Below are 15,371 nucleotides of genomic sequence, written 5' to 3' on the forward strand. Positions count from 1 at the left end.
GATGCGGCGCTCGAATGAATAAATTAGGATATGCGCATATATCTTCGCGCAGCCGTATGCTGCGGCTGGCGCTGCGTCTATCGACGGTTGAAATCGTCTTTTTGCGCTCAGGCGCCGCGGGCGGTCGCGATTGCCTTCGGAAGCTCTTCGGCGAAGATATCGAGTTCGTGCTCGAGGCCGACGCTGACCCGGATGCAGCGGTCGAGCACCGGCGCCATCGGCTTGCGGATGAAGACGTCGCGCGCCAGCAGGTTGCGCATCACCTCGAGTGCAAAGGCGGCATCCCGGCCGCAGTCGATGGTCACGAAATTCGTCGCCGAGGGCAGGGGCTTCAGCCCGTTGTCGCTGGCGATCGCCGAGATGCGCTCGCGTCCGGCGGCCACCTTGGCGACCACCTCGGCCAGATAGGCCTGGTCGGCAAGCGCTTCCTCGCCGGCGATCTGCGCCATCCGGCTGACGCCGTAGTGGTTGCGCACCTTCTCGAAGCTGGCGATCACCTCGGCGTCGCCGAAGGCATAGCCGCAGCGTATGCCGGCAAGGCCATAGGCCTTGGAGAAGGTCCGCATGCGCACGACATTGGGGCGCGAGATGTCGACCGGCGGCAGCGCCGAGGCGGGCGCGGTCTCGCCATATGCCTCGTCCAGGATCAGCGTCGTGGTCTCAGGCAGCGCCTCGATGAAGCGCAGGATGTCGCCCGCTTCCCACCAGCTGCCCATCGGATTGTCGGGATTGGACAGATAGACGACCGGTGCGTTCTCGCGCCTAACCGCAGCGAGCAGCCCTTCGAGGTCTTCCTTGTCGTCGCGGAATGGCACCGGCACCAGGCGTCCGCCGACGCTGGCGACATGGAAATTGAAGGTCGGATAGGCGCCGAGCGAGGTGACGACGGGCGTACCTTCCGTCGCGTACATGCGAACCACCAGGTTCAGCAGGCCGTCGATGCCTTCGCCGACGACCACGTTCTCGACGGCGACGCCGAGATGGCGCGCCAGCGCGACCTTGAGGTCATGGTTGTCAGGGTCGCAATATTTCCACATCTCGGCCGCAGCCTTCGCCATGCGCGCGACGACGCGCGGGGAGGGGCCGAACCCGCTCTCGTTCGCGCCGATCCGGGCGCGGAACGGCTTGCCGCGGTCGCGCTCCTGCGCTTCCGGCCCGACGAAGGGCACGGTCGAGGGAAGAGCACGGATGACGGGCGTGAGCGGCGGGCGCATGGACATGAGGCAACTCTTGATGAAACGAACGGAACGCCGGCGCCTGCGCCGACGAAGTCACCTGCCTATACGACACAAAAGCCGCGACGTGCAGCGCTTTGTTGCTGCGGTGGATCGGTGTGCCCGATAACCGACGACACCAGGATATGACGGCCACGCCCCTGGAGGCGTGGGCCGAAGACGATATTGATGACGGGCCGTTTCGGCCCGCCGCAGGTCCCGGCGGGTCCACCAGCCTCAGTGCCGTTCCAGCACCACCACGCAGCGGTCGAGATCGTTCGTCGCCAGGTGGGCATAGCGCATGGTCATCGACAAGGTCTGATGGCCGAGCCACATCTGCACGCGACGGATATCGATGCCGCCCTGCACCAGGCGCGAGGCGCAGGTGTGGCGCAATATGTGCGGCACCACCTGGTCGTCGGCACCCAGGCCCACTTCCGCCTTGGCCTCGTTCCAGATCGCCCGGTACTGCGGCTGCGTCAGCATCGCGAACGGGCCCTTCGGCCGGGGTCCGCGATCGGCCGGCCATTTGGTCGTTTCTCGGGCGCGTGCGGTCAGCGGGATGGTGCGGCTGCGTCCGGATTTGGTGATCCAGAAGCTGACGCGGGTGTCCTGGATGTCGTTCCAGATGAGGCCGATCGCCTCGCCGAGGCGGCAGCCCGAATCGACCAGGAACACGGAAAGCCGATAGGCGTCCTCGCTCTTGGCCTTGATGGCAGCAAAAAGCCTGTCCTCTTCCTCGAGCTCGAGAAAGCGGATTCGTCCCGCCCGTTCCTTCTGGCGGCGGAACTCCGGCAGGCTGTGGATGTCACCCATTTTATAGGCCTTGCGCAGTAGTTTGCTCAAAGCGGCCATCTTTCTATTGATGGTCGCGTTGCTGTTACCGCGTTGGCGCAGGGAGCCTATCAGGCCGTCGAGCGTTTCCTGGGAGAATGCACTGAAGCGTTCGCCTAGAAGAACCTCGTCGATCTCGCCGATAAAGGAGCTGACATTGTACTTGTGCTTTCCGTCATCCCATAAAATATCTTTGTACTGAGAAAAAAGTTCTAAAACCCTGAATGACTTTACTTCTTTGATAGTGCTGAAATTGTATGTGACTTTGCAATTAGTCATCAGGGCGGCTGAATGATGGCCGCTCATAATATCGTTCCGTGAAGTTGACTTCTTCATAATGAGTGTCGGCAACCGTCCCGTGACTGGAGGCAATGGGTACTCCAGTGAGTGGCGGCCTACAAGATGACGGCGGCTGACGACAAGCCTGTGGGAACATCACGATTTCGTTCCCCCTGTCGTGAACCGTGCCTTACAGCGTCGATCTCCTCCTCCGCTTTGACAGGTTCCCAGCACTTTCCGCTGGTAGAAAAACGGCCCGGGATTCTTGCGAAGCCCGGGCCGCCTTATTGCTTACGACGTCAGTCGATTAGAACGAGGCGTCGAGACGGAGGAAGCCGTTGAACGAGCCGTCGCCGTTGACATCGTTGAAGCGACCGGTGTCGCCATCGCCGTAGTTGAGAGCGAGCTTGGCGTTCAGGTTCTCGACGATCGTGTAGTCGATGACTGCGCCGATCTGCCAGTCGTCGAGGTCCGAATCGATGGTCGTGTTGTTGATGAAGTCACCAACGTGAGCGTCAGCGAAGTACTGGCCGCCGAAGCCGACGCGCAGCTTCTCGTTGACCTGGTACTTCAGGTAGCCGCCGAGCGAGTAGTCGTAGCCAGAGTAGAAGTCGTTCAGGCCGAACCAGGTGGCGCCCGACTCGTAGGCTGCGAGCAGCTCGACGGTCAGAGCCTCGGTCGCCTTGATGCGAGCGATACCCTTGAGGGCGAACTCTTCGAAGCGGTCGTCATAGCCGGCGAACAGGTCGACCGAGCCCCAGCCCTGCGACACCGAAACCTTGCCGGTGATGAGCGGGATGTAGTCGAAATCGCGGTCTTCTTCTTCCAGGCCGAGCGACACTGCGATGCCGTTGCCGGCGTCGAAGGTGTAGCGGATCTGGTTGATGAAGTCGCCGCCGCCGGAGTCGAACTCGCCGCCGAGGTCGCCGTCGAACAGGGTGTCGTTACGACCGACCATCAGGCCGCCGAGTTCGAAGAAGGCATAACGGATCTTCGAGGTCGAGTCGTCGCCGTCATAGCCGATCGGATCGCCAGCGAGGTTGCGGAGCGTCTCGCCGCCATCGTTGGCAAATTCGAGTTCGATGAAGCGACGGAACGTGCCGTATTCGGTTTCCGAACGGGCGTCGAGGTTGACGCGGGCCTTGGTGGTCTTCTTCCAGCCGTCGTCGTTGTCGTCGAAGCCGATCTCGTAACGAACGAGGCCGCCGACCTTGAGGCAGGTCTCGGTGCCGGGGATGTAGTAGAAGCCCGCGCCGTAGACGTCGCAGATGCGGACGTATTCCATGGGTTCCGGCTCAGCGACGACGACCGCAGCGGAGCCGAGAAGAAGGCTCTTAATGTTCATTTTCTGACCTCCAGTCAAAAGTTTCAAAAGAGGGTCTGGGTATTTTTTGCTGAAGGACAGCGTTCCCTGCCCCATCCCCGTTTGAAAAAGATGCGCACCGCGCTCCCTCTTCGACCCCGACATTACCCATGAGCCGCCGCGGTTCAACAACCAACGCAACCGGCAAGGGCGTCCCGGCGCTCTATCGCATGGCGATGTTGCACAAATGACACGATTTGATACCCTCCATAAAGAACTCATTAAGAAATGGCGCCGTTTCGACACCGCATTTCTGGGCATCCAGGCAATGCGGGACAGTGCCAAGCTTCGAATCGTAGGCCTTTTCCAAGGCATTCGGCGACAGCAGCTGCGCGGCCGATTCGTAATTCGCCAGGCAGACAGCGCTTTTTCCCGTCGATTGACGCAAAGCCTTATTGATTGTGCCGCACCTTTTCTTTATCCAGCGCGCAACGGAGAGGTGGCCGAGTGGTCGAAGGCGCTCCCCTGCTAAGGGAGTAGAGGTCAAAAGCTTCTCGTGGGTTCGAATCCCATCCTCTCCGCCAGCTTCAAGCCGCCAAATCTCAAGAATCCCAGAAACAATCGCTATTTCAATCGCTTGCGTCGAAACGGCCAGCGATTGCGGCGCTATCGTGCTCGCTTGTTCGTCCGTTTTTCGGCTTGCGATCGCGATTCTGACTGGAGGTCAGAAAATGAACATTAAGAGCCTTCTTCTCGGCTCCGCTGCGGCTCTGCTCGCAGTCTCCGGCGCTCGTGCGGCCGACGCTGTCGTCTGGAATACGTCCGCATCTGCGACGTCTACGGCGCGGGCTTCTACTACATCCCCGGCACCGAGACCTGCCTCAAGATCGGCGGCCTCGTTCGCTACGAGATCGGCTTCGCTGAAGACGACGACGGTTGGAAGAAGACCACCAAGGCCCGCGTCAACCTCGACGCCCGTTCGGAAACCGAATACGGCACGTTCCGCCGCTTCATCGAAGTTGAGTTTGCCAACGACGGTGGCTCGTTCGGCGTGCCAAGCACCGTTGCCCCAATCGGCTACCGCACGTACTCGGATGACTCGAGCGTGGGTCTCCGCTACGCCTTCTTCGAACTCGGCGGCCTGATGGTTGGTCGTAACGACACCCTGTGGGATGGTGCCCTCGCCGGCGAGTTCGACAAGGGCGGCGGCGACTTCATCAACCAGATCCGCTACACCTTCGACGCCGGCAACGGCATCGCGGTGTCGCTCAGCCTGGAAGAAGAAGACCGCAACTTCGACTACATGCCGCTCGTCGTTGGCAAGGTTTCGGTGTCGCAGGGCTGGGGCTCGGTCGACCTGTTCGCTGCCTATGACGACCGCTTCGAAGAGTTCGCCCTCAAGGGCGTGGCGAACGTCAAGGCGACTGATGCGCTGACCATTCAGGCCATTGCAACCTATGAATCCGGTGCAACCTGGTTTGGTGTGCTCGATCACTACTCCGGCTACGAGTGGTCGCTCGGTGGCTACCTGAAGTATGCCGTCAACGACAAGCTGTCGATCGGCGCTGGTGGTCAGTACTTCTCGGAACGCCACTTCGGTAATTTCGTGACCGGCCAGACGATGTCGAGCAACGCCGATGATTGGGCAATTGGCGCGGTCATCGACTACAAGGTCGTCGAAAATCTGAGTGCCAAGCTCGCGCTCAACTACAACGACGGCGACAGCTATGTTGCTACCGACGGCGTGTTCTCGGGCTTCCTGCGTCTCGACGCTTCGTTCTAATCAGCTTATCTGCTGATCTGAGGAAAACCCGGCGGGCAACCGCCGGGTTTTTTCGTTGTGAAATGTGCCGTGGACCCGGCCGCCTGCACCCGGCGGTGTGCTCAGCCGGCATGTGGCGATAGCAGGTATAGATGGGCTAAGCTGAGCTTTTGCTCAGGAACCCGGCGATCCTGTCAGGTAGATCTCCGCTCTCCAGCAATGGCGCGTGACCCTGGTCGCCAACCGTCATCGCTTCGAATTGCGGATGTCGCCGCCCCATCTCGTCCAGCGTTGCTGATGACAGCAGTCGTGAATTCTCGCCCCGGATCGCGAGCATTGGGACCGATGCCAGCGCCTCGAACTGCGGCCATAGATCCGGCAGCGGTTGGGTCAGATCCATGGCCGTAACCGTATTGATCAAGGCCGGGTCGTAGTCGGCGACCGGCCTGCCGTCTTCGTCGCGATAGATGGCGCGGACGAATCGCTGCCAGTCGGCCTCGGCCAGCGCCGGAAACGCCGCGCCGTGGATGGATTTTTGCAGTTCGATCGCACCGGCGAAATCGGCCGGGCGAGGGGCGTTTTCCAGGTACGAACGGATGTGCGCAAGTCCAGCCGCTTCGATCACCGGGCCGATGTCGTTCAGCACCGCCGCCTTGATCAGGGCAGGGCGCATCGCGCCGAGCACATGGATGGTCAGGCCGCCGCGCGACGTGCCGATGAAGGCAGCTTCATCGATGCCCAGTGCGTCGAGACCGGCGATGACGTCCGCCGTCTCGACCCCGACATTGTAGTTCTGCCAGTTCGGATCGTAGGCCGACAGTCCGCGGCCACGATAGTCGAAGCATATGATTCGACAGGGATTTTCCGGATCGTTGGCAAGGCGAAGCGCCAGCTCGTGAAAATCGCGTGCGTTGCGCGTCAGTCCCGGCAGGCAGACGACCGGCAAGCCGCCTCGAGTGCTATCGCCATATATCCGTGCATGAAGCTTCAGGCCGTCTTGCGACGCGTAGAAGAAATCTGAAAAGCCGTTCCCGTTGACCATCGCGCCGCTTCTCCCGCACCCAGAGCGCCGCCGCGCTTGCCCGAACTAGCTAGCGAAGCCCCGGGGCGAGGTCAAATCGGCATGGAGGCAGGCACAACTGCGCCTCAACGGCCGTTCATCAGGTCGCCATTGATGTCGTAGCTGCCCGACAGCCGCATCTTGTAGACCTGATAGTTCTCCATGACGCGCTGGACGTAGCTGCGGGTCTCCGAGAACGGGATGCGTTCGATCCAGTCGACGACCGTGTCGATGTCCTTGCCGCGGGGGTCGCCATAGCGCGCGATCCACTGGTCGGCGCGGCGCGGGCCGGCGTTGTAGCCGGCGAAGGTCAGCACGTAGGAGCCGTCGAAGCGGCCAAGCTGCTCGCCGAGGAAATTCGCGCCCAGGGTTGCGTTGTAGCCCGCGTCGGAGGTGAGGCGATCCTGCGAATAGGCCAGGCCGGCCTTCTTCGCCAGGTCCTTTGCCGTGCCCGGCATCAGCTGCAGCAGCCCGCGCGCTCCGGCTTTGGAAACCGCCGAGACCTTGAACTCGCTTTCCTGCCGCGCGATCGCATAGGCAAGAGCCTTGCCCGAGCCGGAGATGTTTGCCGAAGTCGGGATGACGCCGACCGGATGCGACAATGCTCCGACGTCGAGACCGCGCTGGGCGGCAATCTTGCCGACGCGCAGGGCGAGATAGTGGTTGTCCTGCCTCTCGGCCATGTTGGCGAGAAGCGCCAATTCGCCCGGGCTGTTCAACTGCGCGGCGAGATCGCGATAGAGCATCTCGGCATAGGCGGGGTAGCCTGCGCCTTCGAGCCGCGTGATCGCGCTGATGGCCTCGCGCTGGGCGAAGGTCTGGCGGTCGGCGGCGGTTGGTGCGGGATAGGCGACGTTGAGCGCCTTGCGGCCGATCCTTTCGGCGGCGAGCTGGCCGTAGAAGGTGGTGCCGTAGGTGGCGGCCCGCGCGAAATAGTCCTTCGCGTTGCCCGGGCCGCCGGCCTCGGCCGCCCGGCCGAGCCAGTAATAGGCGCGCGACAGCGAGATCGGGCTTCCGGCAATCTTGGCGATGCGTTCGAAATGGACCGACGCAGTCTTGGCATCGTTCAGGCCGCGCAGCGCATACCAGCCGGCATGGAACTCGGCTTCGACGGCATTGGTCGGGCTTTCGGCCGAATGCGCCGCAGCGATCCGGTAGGCGGTCTTGATGTCGCCGGCATCGAGCAATTCGCGCGACAGCACGCGCCGTTCGATCCACCAGGCGTCGGGATCGACCAGGCTGGCCCTGTCCTTCGGCGCCTTGAGCATGGCGGCGGCTGCGTCGGTGAACTTGTCCTGCTTGCGCAGGTAGCGCGACTTGGCGAAGAAATAGCCGGCCGAACGTTGGCTTGCCGGTACGGCTTCGAGCAGCGCCGCCGCCTTCTTGTCGCCCTTGATGACCGCCGACCAGGCGTCGGCCAGCGGCTTGGCGCCGGCCAGTTCGGCGACGCGGGCCGCCGAGTTGACCCGGTCCGCATAGAGCATTCTTTCCATGCGGATGCGGTGGTCGGCCGCCGGGATTAGTGCTGCGAATTCGGCGAGGACCGCGACTTCCTGCTTGGCCTCGAGCTTTTCGGTGCGCCAGAACGGGGCGATGGTTGCGCGCGCCGCCTTGGCGTCGCCGAGCTCCACCTGGGCGCGGGCGAGCAGCATCGCACCCTGGACGGTCTGCGGCTCGCTGCCGGCGAAGGCCCGCACGACGACGCGCGGGGCCGGCGCCTCGCGCGCCATGGCGCGTTCGCTGTTGCGGCGCAGCGTGGCGAGGCCCGGCCACGATGGCAGCGCCTGGGCGGCAGCCGCGATGTCGGCGCTGGGAACCTTGTCGCCGCCATTGATGGCGATCGCCCACATCAGGATGTGGCGGTCGAGCGCGGTCGCCGGCAGGCTGTCGCGCACCGCACGGGCCTGCGTGAAATCGCCGCTGGACAGGGCGTCGAGCCCGTTCTTGAGCTGATCGATCGTGCCGAAGGCCGCGCGCACCGCATCCGGCTTGCCGATCGACGCGAACGGCAGGGCCGATGTCGCCTGCGGGTCGATGCTGGAACTCCCGGCGGGCAGGGGCACCAGGGTCAAAAGAGCGCTCAAAAGCGCGAGATGATGCGGCCTGGCTGCCGGAATGATCTTGGTCATTCCCTATCCTTGCGGGGTGTGGTCGGGAGCGGATCGTTCGAGACTAGGTTTATCTGGTGAAGAGCCGGTTAATGAAAGGTTAGCGCGGTCGTTCGATTCGAACTCATATAAGTGGCGCTCACACTTGCCGCAAATTGGTGTCGAGACTATGGTGCGCGGCCCCGCTTTCGGCTAGAAAGCCGGCGACATCAAACAGACCGTGAAACCGTAGGGTTCCTGGAGTTGGACGATATGCTGAGAGGCTCATTCACCGCGCTCGTGACACCATTCGACACGAATGGCCGTCTCGACGAGAAAGCCTTTCGCGAGTTCGTCGAATGGCAGATCGCCGAAGGCACAAACGGCCTGGTGCCGGTCGGTACCACCGGCGAGTCGCCGACGCTGAGTCATGACGAGCATCGCCAGGTGGTGAAGATCTGCGTCGAGGTCGCCCGCGGCCGCGTGCCGGTCATTGCCGGTGCCGGCTCGAACAACACCGAAGAGGCCGTCGGCCTGGTGAAGTTCGCCGAAAGCGTTGGTGCCGACGCCGCACTGGTCGTCACGCCCTATTACAACAAGCCGACCCAGCGCGGGCTTTATGCGCATTTCGCCGCCTGTGCCGAGGCGACGAAGCTGCCGATCATCATCTACAACATCCCGCCGCGCTCGGTCATCGACATGACGCCCGAGACGATGGGACGGCTGGCGCACGACTTCAAGAACATCAAGGGCGTCAAGGACGCGACCGGCAAGGTCGAGCGCGTCTCCGAACAGCGCATCACCTGCGGCAAGGATTTCATCCAGATGTCGGGCGAGGATGCCTCGGCGCTCGGCTTCAACGCCCATGGCGGCGTCGGCGCGATTTCCGTGACCTCGAACGTCGCGCCGCGTCTTTGCGCCGAGTTCCAGCAGGCGAGCCTTGCCAACGACAAGGACAAGGCGCTCGAGTTGCAGGACCGCCTGATGCCGCTGCACAAGGCGATCTTCATCGAGCCCGGCGCATCGGGTGCGAAATATGCCCTGTCGCGCCTCGGCAAGATCCAGAACGTGCTGCGCTCGCCGCTGATGACCGTCGAGGCGTCCACCGCCGAGAAGATCGACACGGCGATGAAGCACGCCGGCCTCATCAACTGAACCCACAAGGGTTGCGGAATAGCTTCCCCGCAGCCATGTAGGGCTCTTTGGATCGTGCGTTCCCGAGGCTCCGCGCCTCAGAATGAGGCAAGCCGTTCCGCTTCGTCCACCAGTTCGCGATTCTCGCGCCTGGCTCGGGCTGTTGCGGCAACCTCCTCGCCCTGAAGTGCACCCCGGCTTGTCGAGGGGGAGCCCCGAAGGACGCACCAAACAGATTGCGATGCCATGAGCCAGGGCAAGAAGTCCGACCCCAACAACAAGATCGCCGCGGAAAACCGCAAGGCGCGCTTCAATTATGAGGTGCTCGACACGCTCGAGGCCGGCATGGTCCTGACCGGCACCGAGATCAAGTCGCTGCGCCTCGGCCAGGCCAACATCCAGGAGTCCTACGCCTCGTTCGAGGGCGGCGAACTCTGGCTGATCAACTCCTATGTGCCGGAGTATCTCCAGGCCAACCGCTTCAACCACGAGACGCGGCGCCGCCGCAAACTGCTCGTCAACAAGCGCGAGATGGCCAAGCTGGCCCAGAACATCGAGCGCGAAGGCATGACGCTCGTGCCGCTCAAGATCTACTTCAACGATCGCGGCATGGCCAAGATGCTGCTCGCCGTCGCGCGCGGCAAGAAGCTGCACGACAAGCGCGAGACCCAAAAGCAGCGCGACTGGAACCGCGAGAAGGGACGTCTGCTCAAGGAGCGCGGGTAGGTCGGGTATTGCCTTCTCCCACGTGGGAGAAGGCAGGCGCCTCGTCATCCCATCCTTCGACAGGCTCAGGATGAGGGCTGCGCTTGGGCTCAGGATGAGGGTTGCGCTGGGCGCGTGCCGCATCAGAGATTTGCGCTACCCCTCATCCTCTTGCCTGGACCTCCCCCCGTTCACGGGGAGAAGAAGCCAAGCTTGCTCACCGCCACGCTCGCTTTCGCGCCTGGCCATTGTCATCCTTCGACAAGCTCAGGATGAGGAAGTTCGGGAAGCGGGGCGCGAGGCCGTGCCTTCCGATACAGCAAGGCCCAGGCTTGGGGGCTCATCACCCAGCAGAAGATCCGACCTCCTGCCAGCCCGGCACCGGCGCTTCCCCCCGTTGCCCGGTGCGCACCGGAGTCCCGTGGAAGATCGCGAGGTGAATGATACGGGAGGTTGAGAGGGGGTGGAAAAAGGCGGGCGGCTATCCACGCGGCATGCTGACAGAGTTGCTGACAGGGTGCAGTGGGAAAATGTCGGTTCCGACCGTGAGAAGGTTGGCAGGGAAGCTAAAAAGTAAGGAAATATCAGTGACTTATCCGCCGGAAAACCGTGCTCGGACGTCGCAGGGCTGACTCTATTCCTGCAGGAATTTGGCTACGTCGCGGAAAACATTGACGAACATTTCTTCCGTCAGAACGCCCGTATTGGTGTTGTAGCGCGAGCAGTGATAGCTCGAGAAAACCGCGATGCCGCCGACGTCGGAGCGTGCGCCATGCTTGAACGGAACGGCGGCGACACGTGCGCCGAGCGCCCTAACGGTCGACTGGTGGCCGATCGAGCCGAGCGTCAGGATGGCCTTCAGGTTGCGGAATCGTGCGATCGTCGGCACCAGGAAGGTGCGGCAGGTGTTGATCTCGGCGCCCACCGGCTTGTTGTCGGGTGGCACGCAGCGCACTGCATTGGTGATCGCCGTGCCGATCAGTTCGAGGCTGTCGTCGGGCCGCGCCTCGAATTCGCCGCGGGCCATGCCGAAGCGCTTCAGCGTGGCGTAGAGCAGGTCGCCGGCATAGTCGCCGGTGAACGGCCGCCCGGTGCGGTTGGCGCCGCGTACGCCCGGCGCGAGACCGACGATGAGGAAGCGCACGCTGTCTTCGCCTTCGGGCGGAAGAAAGCTGCGGACGGGCGCGTTGTACCAGCCCGGCTCGCGCTGCCGCCAGCCGGCAATGAAATCATGCAGGCGCGGGCAGAGCGGGCAATCCCGGTCGGGATCGACGGGCAGGGCAGGCGACGACAGCATCAAATGTCGTCGGTCGCCGGATCAACGGGGTCGACCTTGCGGACCGGGCGCTCCGAAGGCTCGCGGCCGATGTCGCCCTTCAGCGTCATCAGGTCGATGAAGTGGTCGGCCTGGCGGCGCAGGTCGTCCGAGATCATCGGCGGCTGCGAAGCCATGGTCGAGATCACCGAGACCTTGCGGCCGCGGCGCTGCAGGGCCTCGACCAGCGTGCGGAAATCGCCGTCGCCGGAGAAGATGACATAGTGGTCGACGACATCGGCGAGTTCCAGGGCATCGACGGTCAGTTCGATGTCCATGTTGCCCTTGATCTTGCGTCGCCCGGTGGCGTCGGTGAATTCCTTCGCCGGCTTGGTGACGACCTTGAAGCCATTGTAGTCGAGCCAGTCGATCAGCGGGCGGATCGAGGAGTATTCCTGGTCCTCGACCAGGGCGGTGTAATAATAGGCCCGCAGCAGGTAGCCGCGCTTCTGGAAGCTGGAAAGCAGTTTGCGATAGTCGATGTCGAAGCCCAGCGCGCGGGAGGTCGCGTACAGGTTGGCTCCGTCGATAAAGAGTGCGATTTTCTCGCGCGGATCAAACATAGGAAAATTTCCTCGTTGAAATAGGCTGTCGCCAAATACGTCAATATCGAGCGCCCGGTTTCTCCCCAAATCAATGACTTGCCCCAATGCGGCAAATATCGCCCGTGGTGCATCATTCCAAGAGGGGCAGGGTTGTGAAGCGGTAAAATAATTGTGGGTGGGCCGGTGGCGCGACGCTGTCGCTTGGAAGGCAAAGCAGGCTTCACGCTTGAATTGCGCGGCCTTTCAGGTTAATGCACGCGCCAGCTTTCCGTCAAATCCATGCATGAAAGGGGCACTTCATGGCCCGCGTAACCGTTGAAGACTGCATTGACAAGGTCGACAACCGCTTTGAGCTGGTGCTGCTCGCCGGCCATCGCGCCCGCCAGATCTCGCAGGGCGCGCAGATCACGCTTCCCCGCGACAACGACAAGAACCCGGTCGTGGCGCTGCGCGAAATCGCCGACGAGACGCTTTCGCCCGACGATCTCAAGGAAGACCTGATCCACTCGCTGCAGAAGCACGTCGAGGTCGACGAGCCCGAGCCGGAGGCGCCCGAGCCTGCCGACCAGACCACGGCCTCCGCCGTCGACAGCGACGAGCCGGAAGAGAACATCAACTTCGACCGCATGTCGGAAGAAGACCTGCTCGCCGGCATCGAGAGCCTGGTGGCACCGGAAAAGAGCGACGACTACTGAGACCTGTCGAGAATTCTACCCTGCCGGCCACCTGAGACGGCGGGGCGAATTCTCAAAAAGGTCTCGTGTCGCGCCAAAACGCGCGCCAAACCGGCCAATCGGCACTTCCGCGCCGCCACATCAGTGTTTATCTATGACATGCGTCGCAAGCCCTTGCGGCGCATGATTCATTTCGAGTTACGGGAAGCCGCCCATGATGCGTCAGTATGAGCTTGTCGAGCGCGTCCAGCGCTACAAGCCTGACGTCAACGAGGCACTTCTCAACAAGGCCTATGTCTATGCCATGCAGAAGCATGGCCATCAGCGCCGCGCCTCGGGCGATCCCTATTTTTCGCACCCGCTCGAAGTGGCGGCGATCCTGACCGACATGCATCTCGACGAGGCGACGATCGCGGTCGCCCTGTTGCATGACACCATCGAGGACACCAGTGCGACGCGCGCCGAGATCGACGAGCTGTTCGGCCCCGACATCGGCAGGCTGGTCGAGGGCCTGACCAAGCTGAAGAAACTCGACCTCGTCTCCAAGAAGGCCGAGCAGGCGGAGAATCTGCGCAAGCTGCTGCTGGCGATCTCCGAGGACGTGCGCGTGCTGCTGGTCAAGCTCGCCGACCGGCTGCACAACATGCGCACGCTGCATCACGTGCCGGAAAGCAAGCGCCTGCGCATCGCCGAGGAGACGATGGACATCTATGCGCCGCTGGCCGGCCGCATGGGTATGCAGGGCATGCGCGAGGAGCTGGAAGAGCTGGCCTTCCGCTACATCAATCCGGAGGCGTACCGCACCGTCACCGAGCGGCTGGCCGACCTCTCCGAGCGTAACAAGGGCGTGCTCGCCGACATCGAAAAGGCGCTGTCGGCGCAGTTCGAGAAATACAGCATCAAGTCGACGGTGAAGAGCCGGCAGAAGAAGCCGTGGTCGGTGTTCCGCAAGATGGAGACCAAGGCGCTGTCCTTCGAGCAACTGTCCGACATCTTCGGTTTCCGCGTCGTCGTCGACGGCGTCGAGGACTGCTACCGCGCGCTCGGCGCGATCCACACCACGTGGTCGATGGTGCCGGGGCGGTTCAAGGACTACATCTCGACGCCGAAGCAGAACGACTACCGTTCGATCCACACGACCATCGTCGGTCCGTCGCGCCAGCGCATCGAGTTGCAGATCCGCACCCGCGAGATGAACAAGGTCGCCGAGTACGGCGTCGCGGCGCACTCGATCTACAAGGACAACGTGCCCAAGACCAACGGCGCCGAGCACCAGATCTCCAAGGAAACCAACGCCTATGGCTGGCTCCGGCGGACGATCGAGCAGCTCGCCGACGGCGACAATCCCGAGGATTTCCTCGAAAACACCAAGCTCGAACTGTTCCAGGACCAGGTCTTCTGCTTCACGCCCAAGGGCATGCTGATCGCGCTGCCCCGGGGCGCGACGCCGATCGACTTTGCCTATGCCGTGCACACCGATGTCGGCGACACCTGCGTCGGCGCCAAGGTCAACGGCCGGGTGATGCCGCTGATGACCGAGCTCAAGAACGGCGACGAGGTCGAGATCATCCGCTCCAAGGCGCAGGTGCCGCCGGCGGCGTGGGAATCGATCGTGGTCACCGGCAAGGCCCGCTCGGCGATCCGGCGGGCGACCAAGAACGCCATCCGCAAGCAATATTCCGGGCTCGGCACCCGCATCCTCGAACGCGCCTTCGAGCGCGCCGGCAAGAAGTTCACCAAGGACGGGCTGAAGCCGGTTCTGCACCGGCTGGCGCGCAAGGACATCGAGGACGTTCTGGCCTCGGTCGGCCGCGGCGAGCTGTCGTCCAACGACGTCGTCCGCGCCGTCTTCCCCGACTACAAGGAAGAGCGCGTCACCCAGTCGGCGAAGCCGCGCGAGGAAGGCTGGTCGAAGATCCGCAACGCCGCCGGCATGCTGTTCCAGATCCCGGGACGCTCGTCGACGCCGCCGCGCAAGGAAAGCAAGCGCTGGGGACCGGCGGTGCCGATCCGCGGCGTCAGCGGCGACCTGCCGGTGCGCTTTGCGCCGGAAGGCGCGGTGCCGGGCGACCGCATCGTCGGCATCATGCAGCCCGGCTCCGGCATCACCATCTATCCGATCCAGTCGCCGTCGCTGATGGCCTTCGACGACCAGCCCGAGCGCTGGATCGACGTGCGCTGGGATCTTGACGAGGACTCCAAGGAGCGCTTTCCGGCACGCCTGACGGTGACGGCGATCAACGCGCCGGGCTCGCTCGCCGACATCGCCCAGGTGGTGGCAGCCAACGACGCCAACATCCACACGCTGTCGATGGTGCGCACGGCGCCCGACTTCACCGAAATGCTGCTCGATCTCGAGGTCTGGGACCTCAAGCACTTGAACCGGCTGATCTCCCAGCTCAAGGAAAACACCAGCGTCAGCGACGCCCGCCGCGTCAATGGCTGACGGCGGGGCCGCG

12 protein-coding genes and 1 tRNA gene are annotated in these 15,371 nt (G+C 63.1%); 6 read left to right on the forward strand and 7 right to left on the reverse strand.

Translation table 11 applies throughout. The features are described from left to right. Positions 1–107 precede the first annotated feature (107 nt). From ASC75_RS18570 to ASC75_RS18580, 3 genes are all read right to left on the reverse strand, one after another. Positions 108–1,220: a pyridoxal phosphate-dependent aminotransferase gene (locus ASC75_RS18570; RefSeq protein ID WP_055978496.1), complete on the reverse strand. Its 1,113-nt coding sequence runs from the start codon at positions 1,218–1,220 to the stop codon at positions 108–110. Between the two features lie 231 nt (positions 1,221–1,451). After that, positions 1,452–2,327: a site-specific integrase gene (locus ASC75_RS18575; RefSeq protein WP_244487887.1), complete on the reverse strand. Its 876-nt coding sequence runs from the start codon at positions 2,325–2,327 to the stop codon at positions 1,452–1,454. Between the two features lie 307 nt (positions 2,328–2,634). Next, positions 2,635–3,672 (reverse strand): porin, encoded by a 1,038-nt coding sequence (locus tag ASC75_RS18580; protein WP_055978500.1) that lies wholly within the window; start codon positions 3,670–3,672, stop codon positions 2,635–2,637. A 451-nt stretch (positions 3,673–4,123) separates the two neighbouring features. On the opposite strand from ASC75_RS18580, the gene ASC75_RS18585 reads away from it, so the two are divergent. Beyond that, positions 4,124–4,214: transfer RNA gene (locus tag ASC75_RS18585), tRNA-Ser, on the forward strand. 275 nt (positions 4,215–4,489) lie between these two features. Beyond that, positions 4,490–5,413 carry a porin gene (locus ASC75_RS18590; RefSeq protein WP_244487888.1) on the forward strand — a complete coding sequence of 308 codons (924 nt, stop codon included), beginning with the start codon at positions 4,490–4,492 and terminating at the stop codon, positions 5,411–5,413. Positions 5,414–5,549: 136 nt separating this feature from the next. Here ASC75_RS18590 and ASC75_RS18595 read toward each other — a convergent pair whose 3' ends face one another. Together ASC75_RS18595 and ASC75_RS18600 are read right to left on the reverse strand one after the other, a co-directional pair. Next, positions 5,550–6,434, reverse strand: coding sequence for an alpha/beta hydrolase (locus ASC75_RS18595; RefSeq protein WP_055978502.1), 885 nt, complete (start codon positions 6,432–6,434; stop codon positions 5,550–5,552). 104 nt (positions 6,435–6,538) lie between these two features. Beyond that, positions 6,539–8,581: a lytic transglycosylase domain-containing protein gene (locus ASC75_RS18600; RefSeq protein ID WP_210309371.1), complete on the reverse strand. Its 2,043-nt coding sequence runs from the start codon at positions 8,579–8,581 to the stop codon at positions 6,539–6,541. A 231-nt stretch (positions 8,582–8,812) separates the two neighbouring features. On the opposite strand from ASC75_RS18600, the gene dapA reads away from it, so the two are divergent. Both dapA and smpB read left to right on the forward strand, forming a co-directional pair. Next, complete coding sequence (gene dapA / locus ASC75_RS18605; protein ID WP_055979217.1) at positions 8,813–9,694, forward strand: 4-hydroxy-tetrahydrodipicolinate synthase; 882 nt, start codon at positions 8,813–8,815, stop codon at positions 9,692–9,694. Positions 9,695–9,919: 225 nt separating this feature from the next. After that, a complete protein-coding gene (gene smpB / locus ASC75_RS18610) occupies positions 9,920–10,399 on the forward strand; it encodes an SsrA-binding protein SmpB (protein ID WP_055978504.1) in 480 nt (159 codons plus the stop codon). 613 nt (positions 10,400–11,012) lie between these two features. On the opposite strand, the gene ASC75_RS18615 is transcribed toward smpB, so the two are convergent. Then, a complete protein-coding gene (locus tag ASC75_RS18615) occupies positions 11,013–11,675 on the reverse strand; it encodes a uracil-DNA glycosylase (protein WP_055978506.1) in 663 nt (220 codons plus the stop codon). Next, complete coding sequence (locus ASC75_RS18620; RefSeq protein ID WP_055978508.1) at positions 11,675–12,256, reverse strand: NYN domain-containing protein; 582 nt, start codon at positions 12,254–12,256, stop codon at positions 11,675–11,677. Before ASC75_RS18620 ends, ASC75_RS18615 begins: the two co-directional genes overlap by 1 nt. Before the next feature lie 281 nt (positions 12,257–12,537). Between ASC75_RS18620 and rpoZ the strand changes: the two genes are divergently transcribed. Next, entirely contained in the window at positions 12,538–12,933 is a 396-nt protein-coding gene (gene rpoZ / locus ASC75_RS18625) for a DNA-directed RNA polymerase subunit omega (RefSeq protein WP_055978509.1), read from the forward strand. 193 nt (positions 12,934–13,126) lie between these two features. Next, a complete protein-coding gene (locus ASC75_RS18630; protein ID WP_055978511.1) occupies positions 13,127–15,358 on the forward strand; it encodes a bifunctional (p)ppGpp synthetase/guanosine-3',5'-bis(diphosphate) 3'-pyrophosphohydrolase in 2,232 nt (743 codons plus the stop codon). Positions 15,359–15,371 lie beyond the last annotated feature (13 nt).

Origin of the sequence: Aminobacter sp. DSM 101952 (genome assembly GCF_001424795.1) — a bacterium.
Classification (GTDB): Bacteria; Pseudomonadota; Alphaproteobacteria; order Rhizobiales; family Rhizobiaceae; genus Aminobacter; species Aminobacter aganoensis.

Excerpts from the sequence above, each read along its gene's own strand:
- ASC75_RS18575 (WP_244487887.1), bottom strand. The coding sequence starts at position 2,327 with ATGACTAATTGCAAAGTCACATACAATTTCAGCACTATCAAAGAAGTA.
- dapA (WP_055979217.1), top strand. The coding sequence starts at position 8,813 with ATGCTGAGAGGCTCATTCACCGCGCTCGTGACACCATTCGACACGAAT.
- ASC75_RS18580 (WP_055978500.1), bottom strand. The coding sequence starts at position 3,672 with ATGAACATTAAGAGCCTTCTTCTCGGCTCCGCTGCGGTCGTCGTCGCT.
- ASC75_RS18595 (WP_055978502.1), bottom strand. The coding sequence starts at position 6,434 with ATGGTCAACGGGAACGGCTTTTCAGATTTCTTCTACGCGTCGCAAGAC.
- ASC75_RS18600 (WP_210309371.1), bottom strand. The coding sequence starts at position 8,581 with ATGACCAAGATCATTCCGGCAGCCAGGCCGCATCATCTCGCGCTTTTG.
- smpB (WP_055978504.1), top strand. The coding sequence starts at position 9,920 with ATGAGCCAGGGCAAGAAGTCCGACCCCAACAACAAGATCGCCGCGGAA.
- ASC75_RS18570 (WP_055978496.1), bottom strand. The coding sequence starts at position 1,220 with ATGTCCATGCGCCCGCCGCTCACGCCCGTCATCCGTGCTCTTCCCTCG.
- ASC75_RS18615 (WP_055978506.1), bottom strand. The coding sequence starts at position 11,675 with ATGCTGTCGTCGCCTGCCCTGCCCGTCGATCCCGACCGGGATTGCCCG.
- ASC75_RS18620 (WP_055978508.1), bottom strand. The coding sequence starts at position 12,256 with ATGTTTGATCCGCGCGAGAAAATCGCACTCTTTATCGACGGAGCCAAC.
- rpoZ (WP_055978509.1), top strand. The coding sequence starts at position 12,538 with ATGGCCCGCGTAACCGTTGAAGACTGCATTGACAAGGTCGACAACCGC.
- ASC75_RS18630 (WP_055978511.1), top strand. The coding sequence starts at position 13,127 with ATGATGCGTCAGTATGAGCTTGTCGAGCGCGTCCAGCGCTACAAGCCT.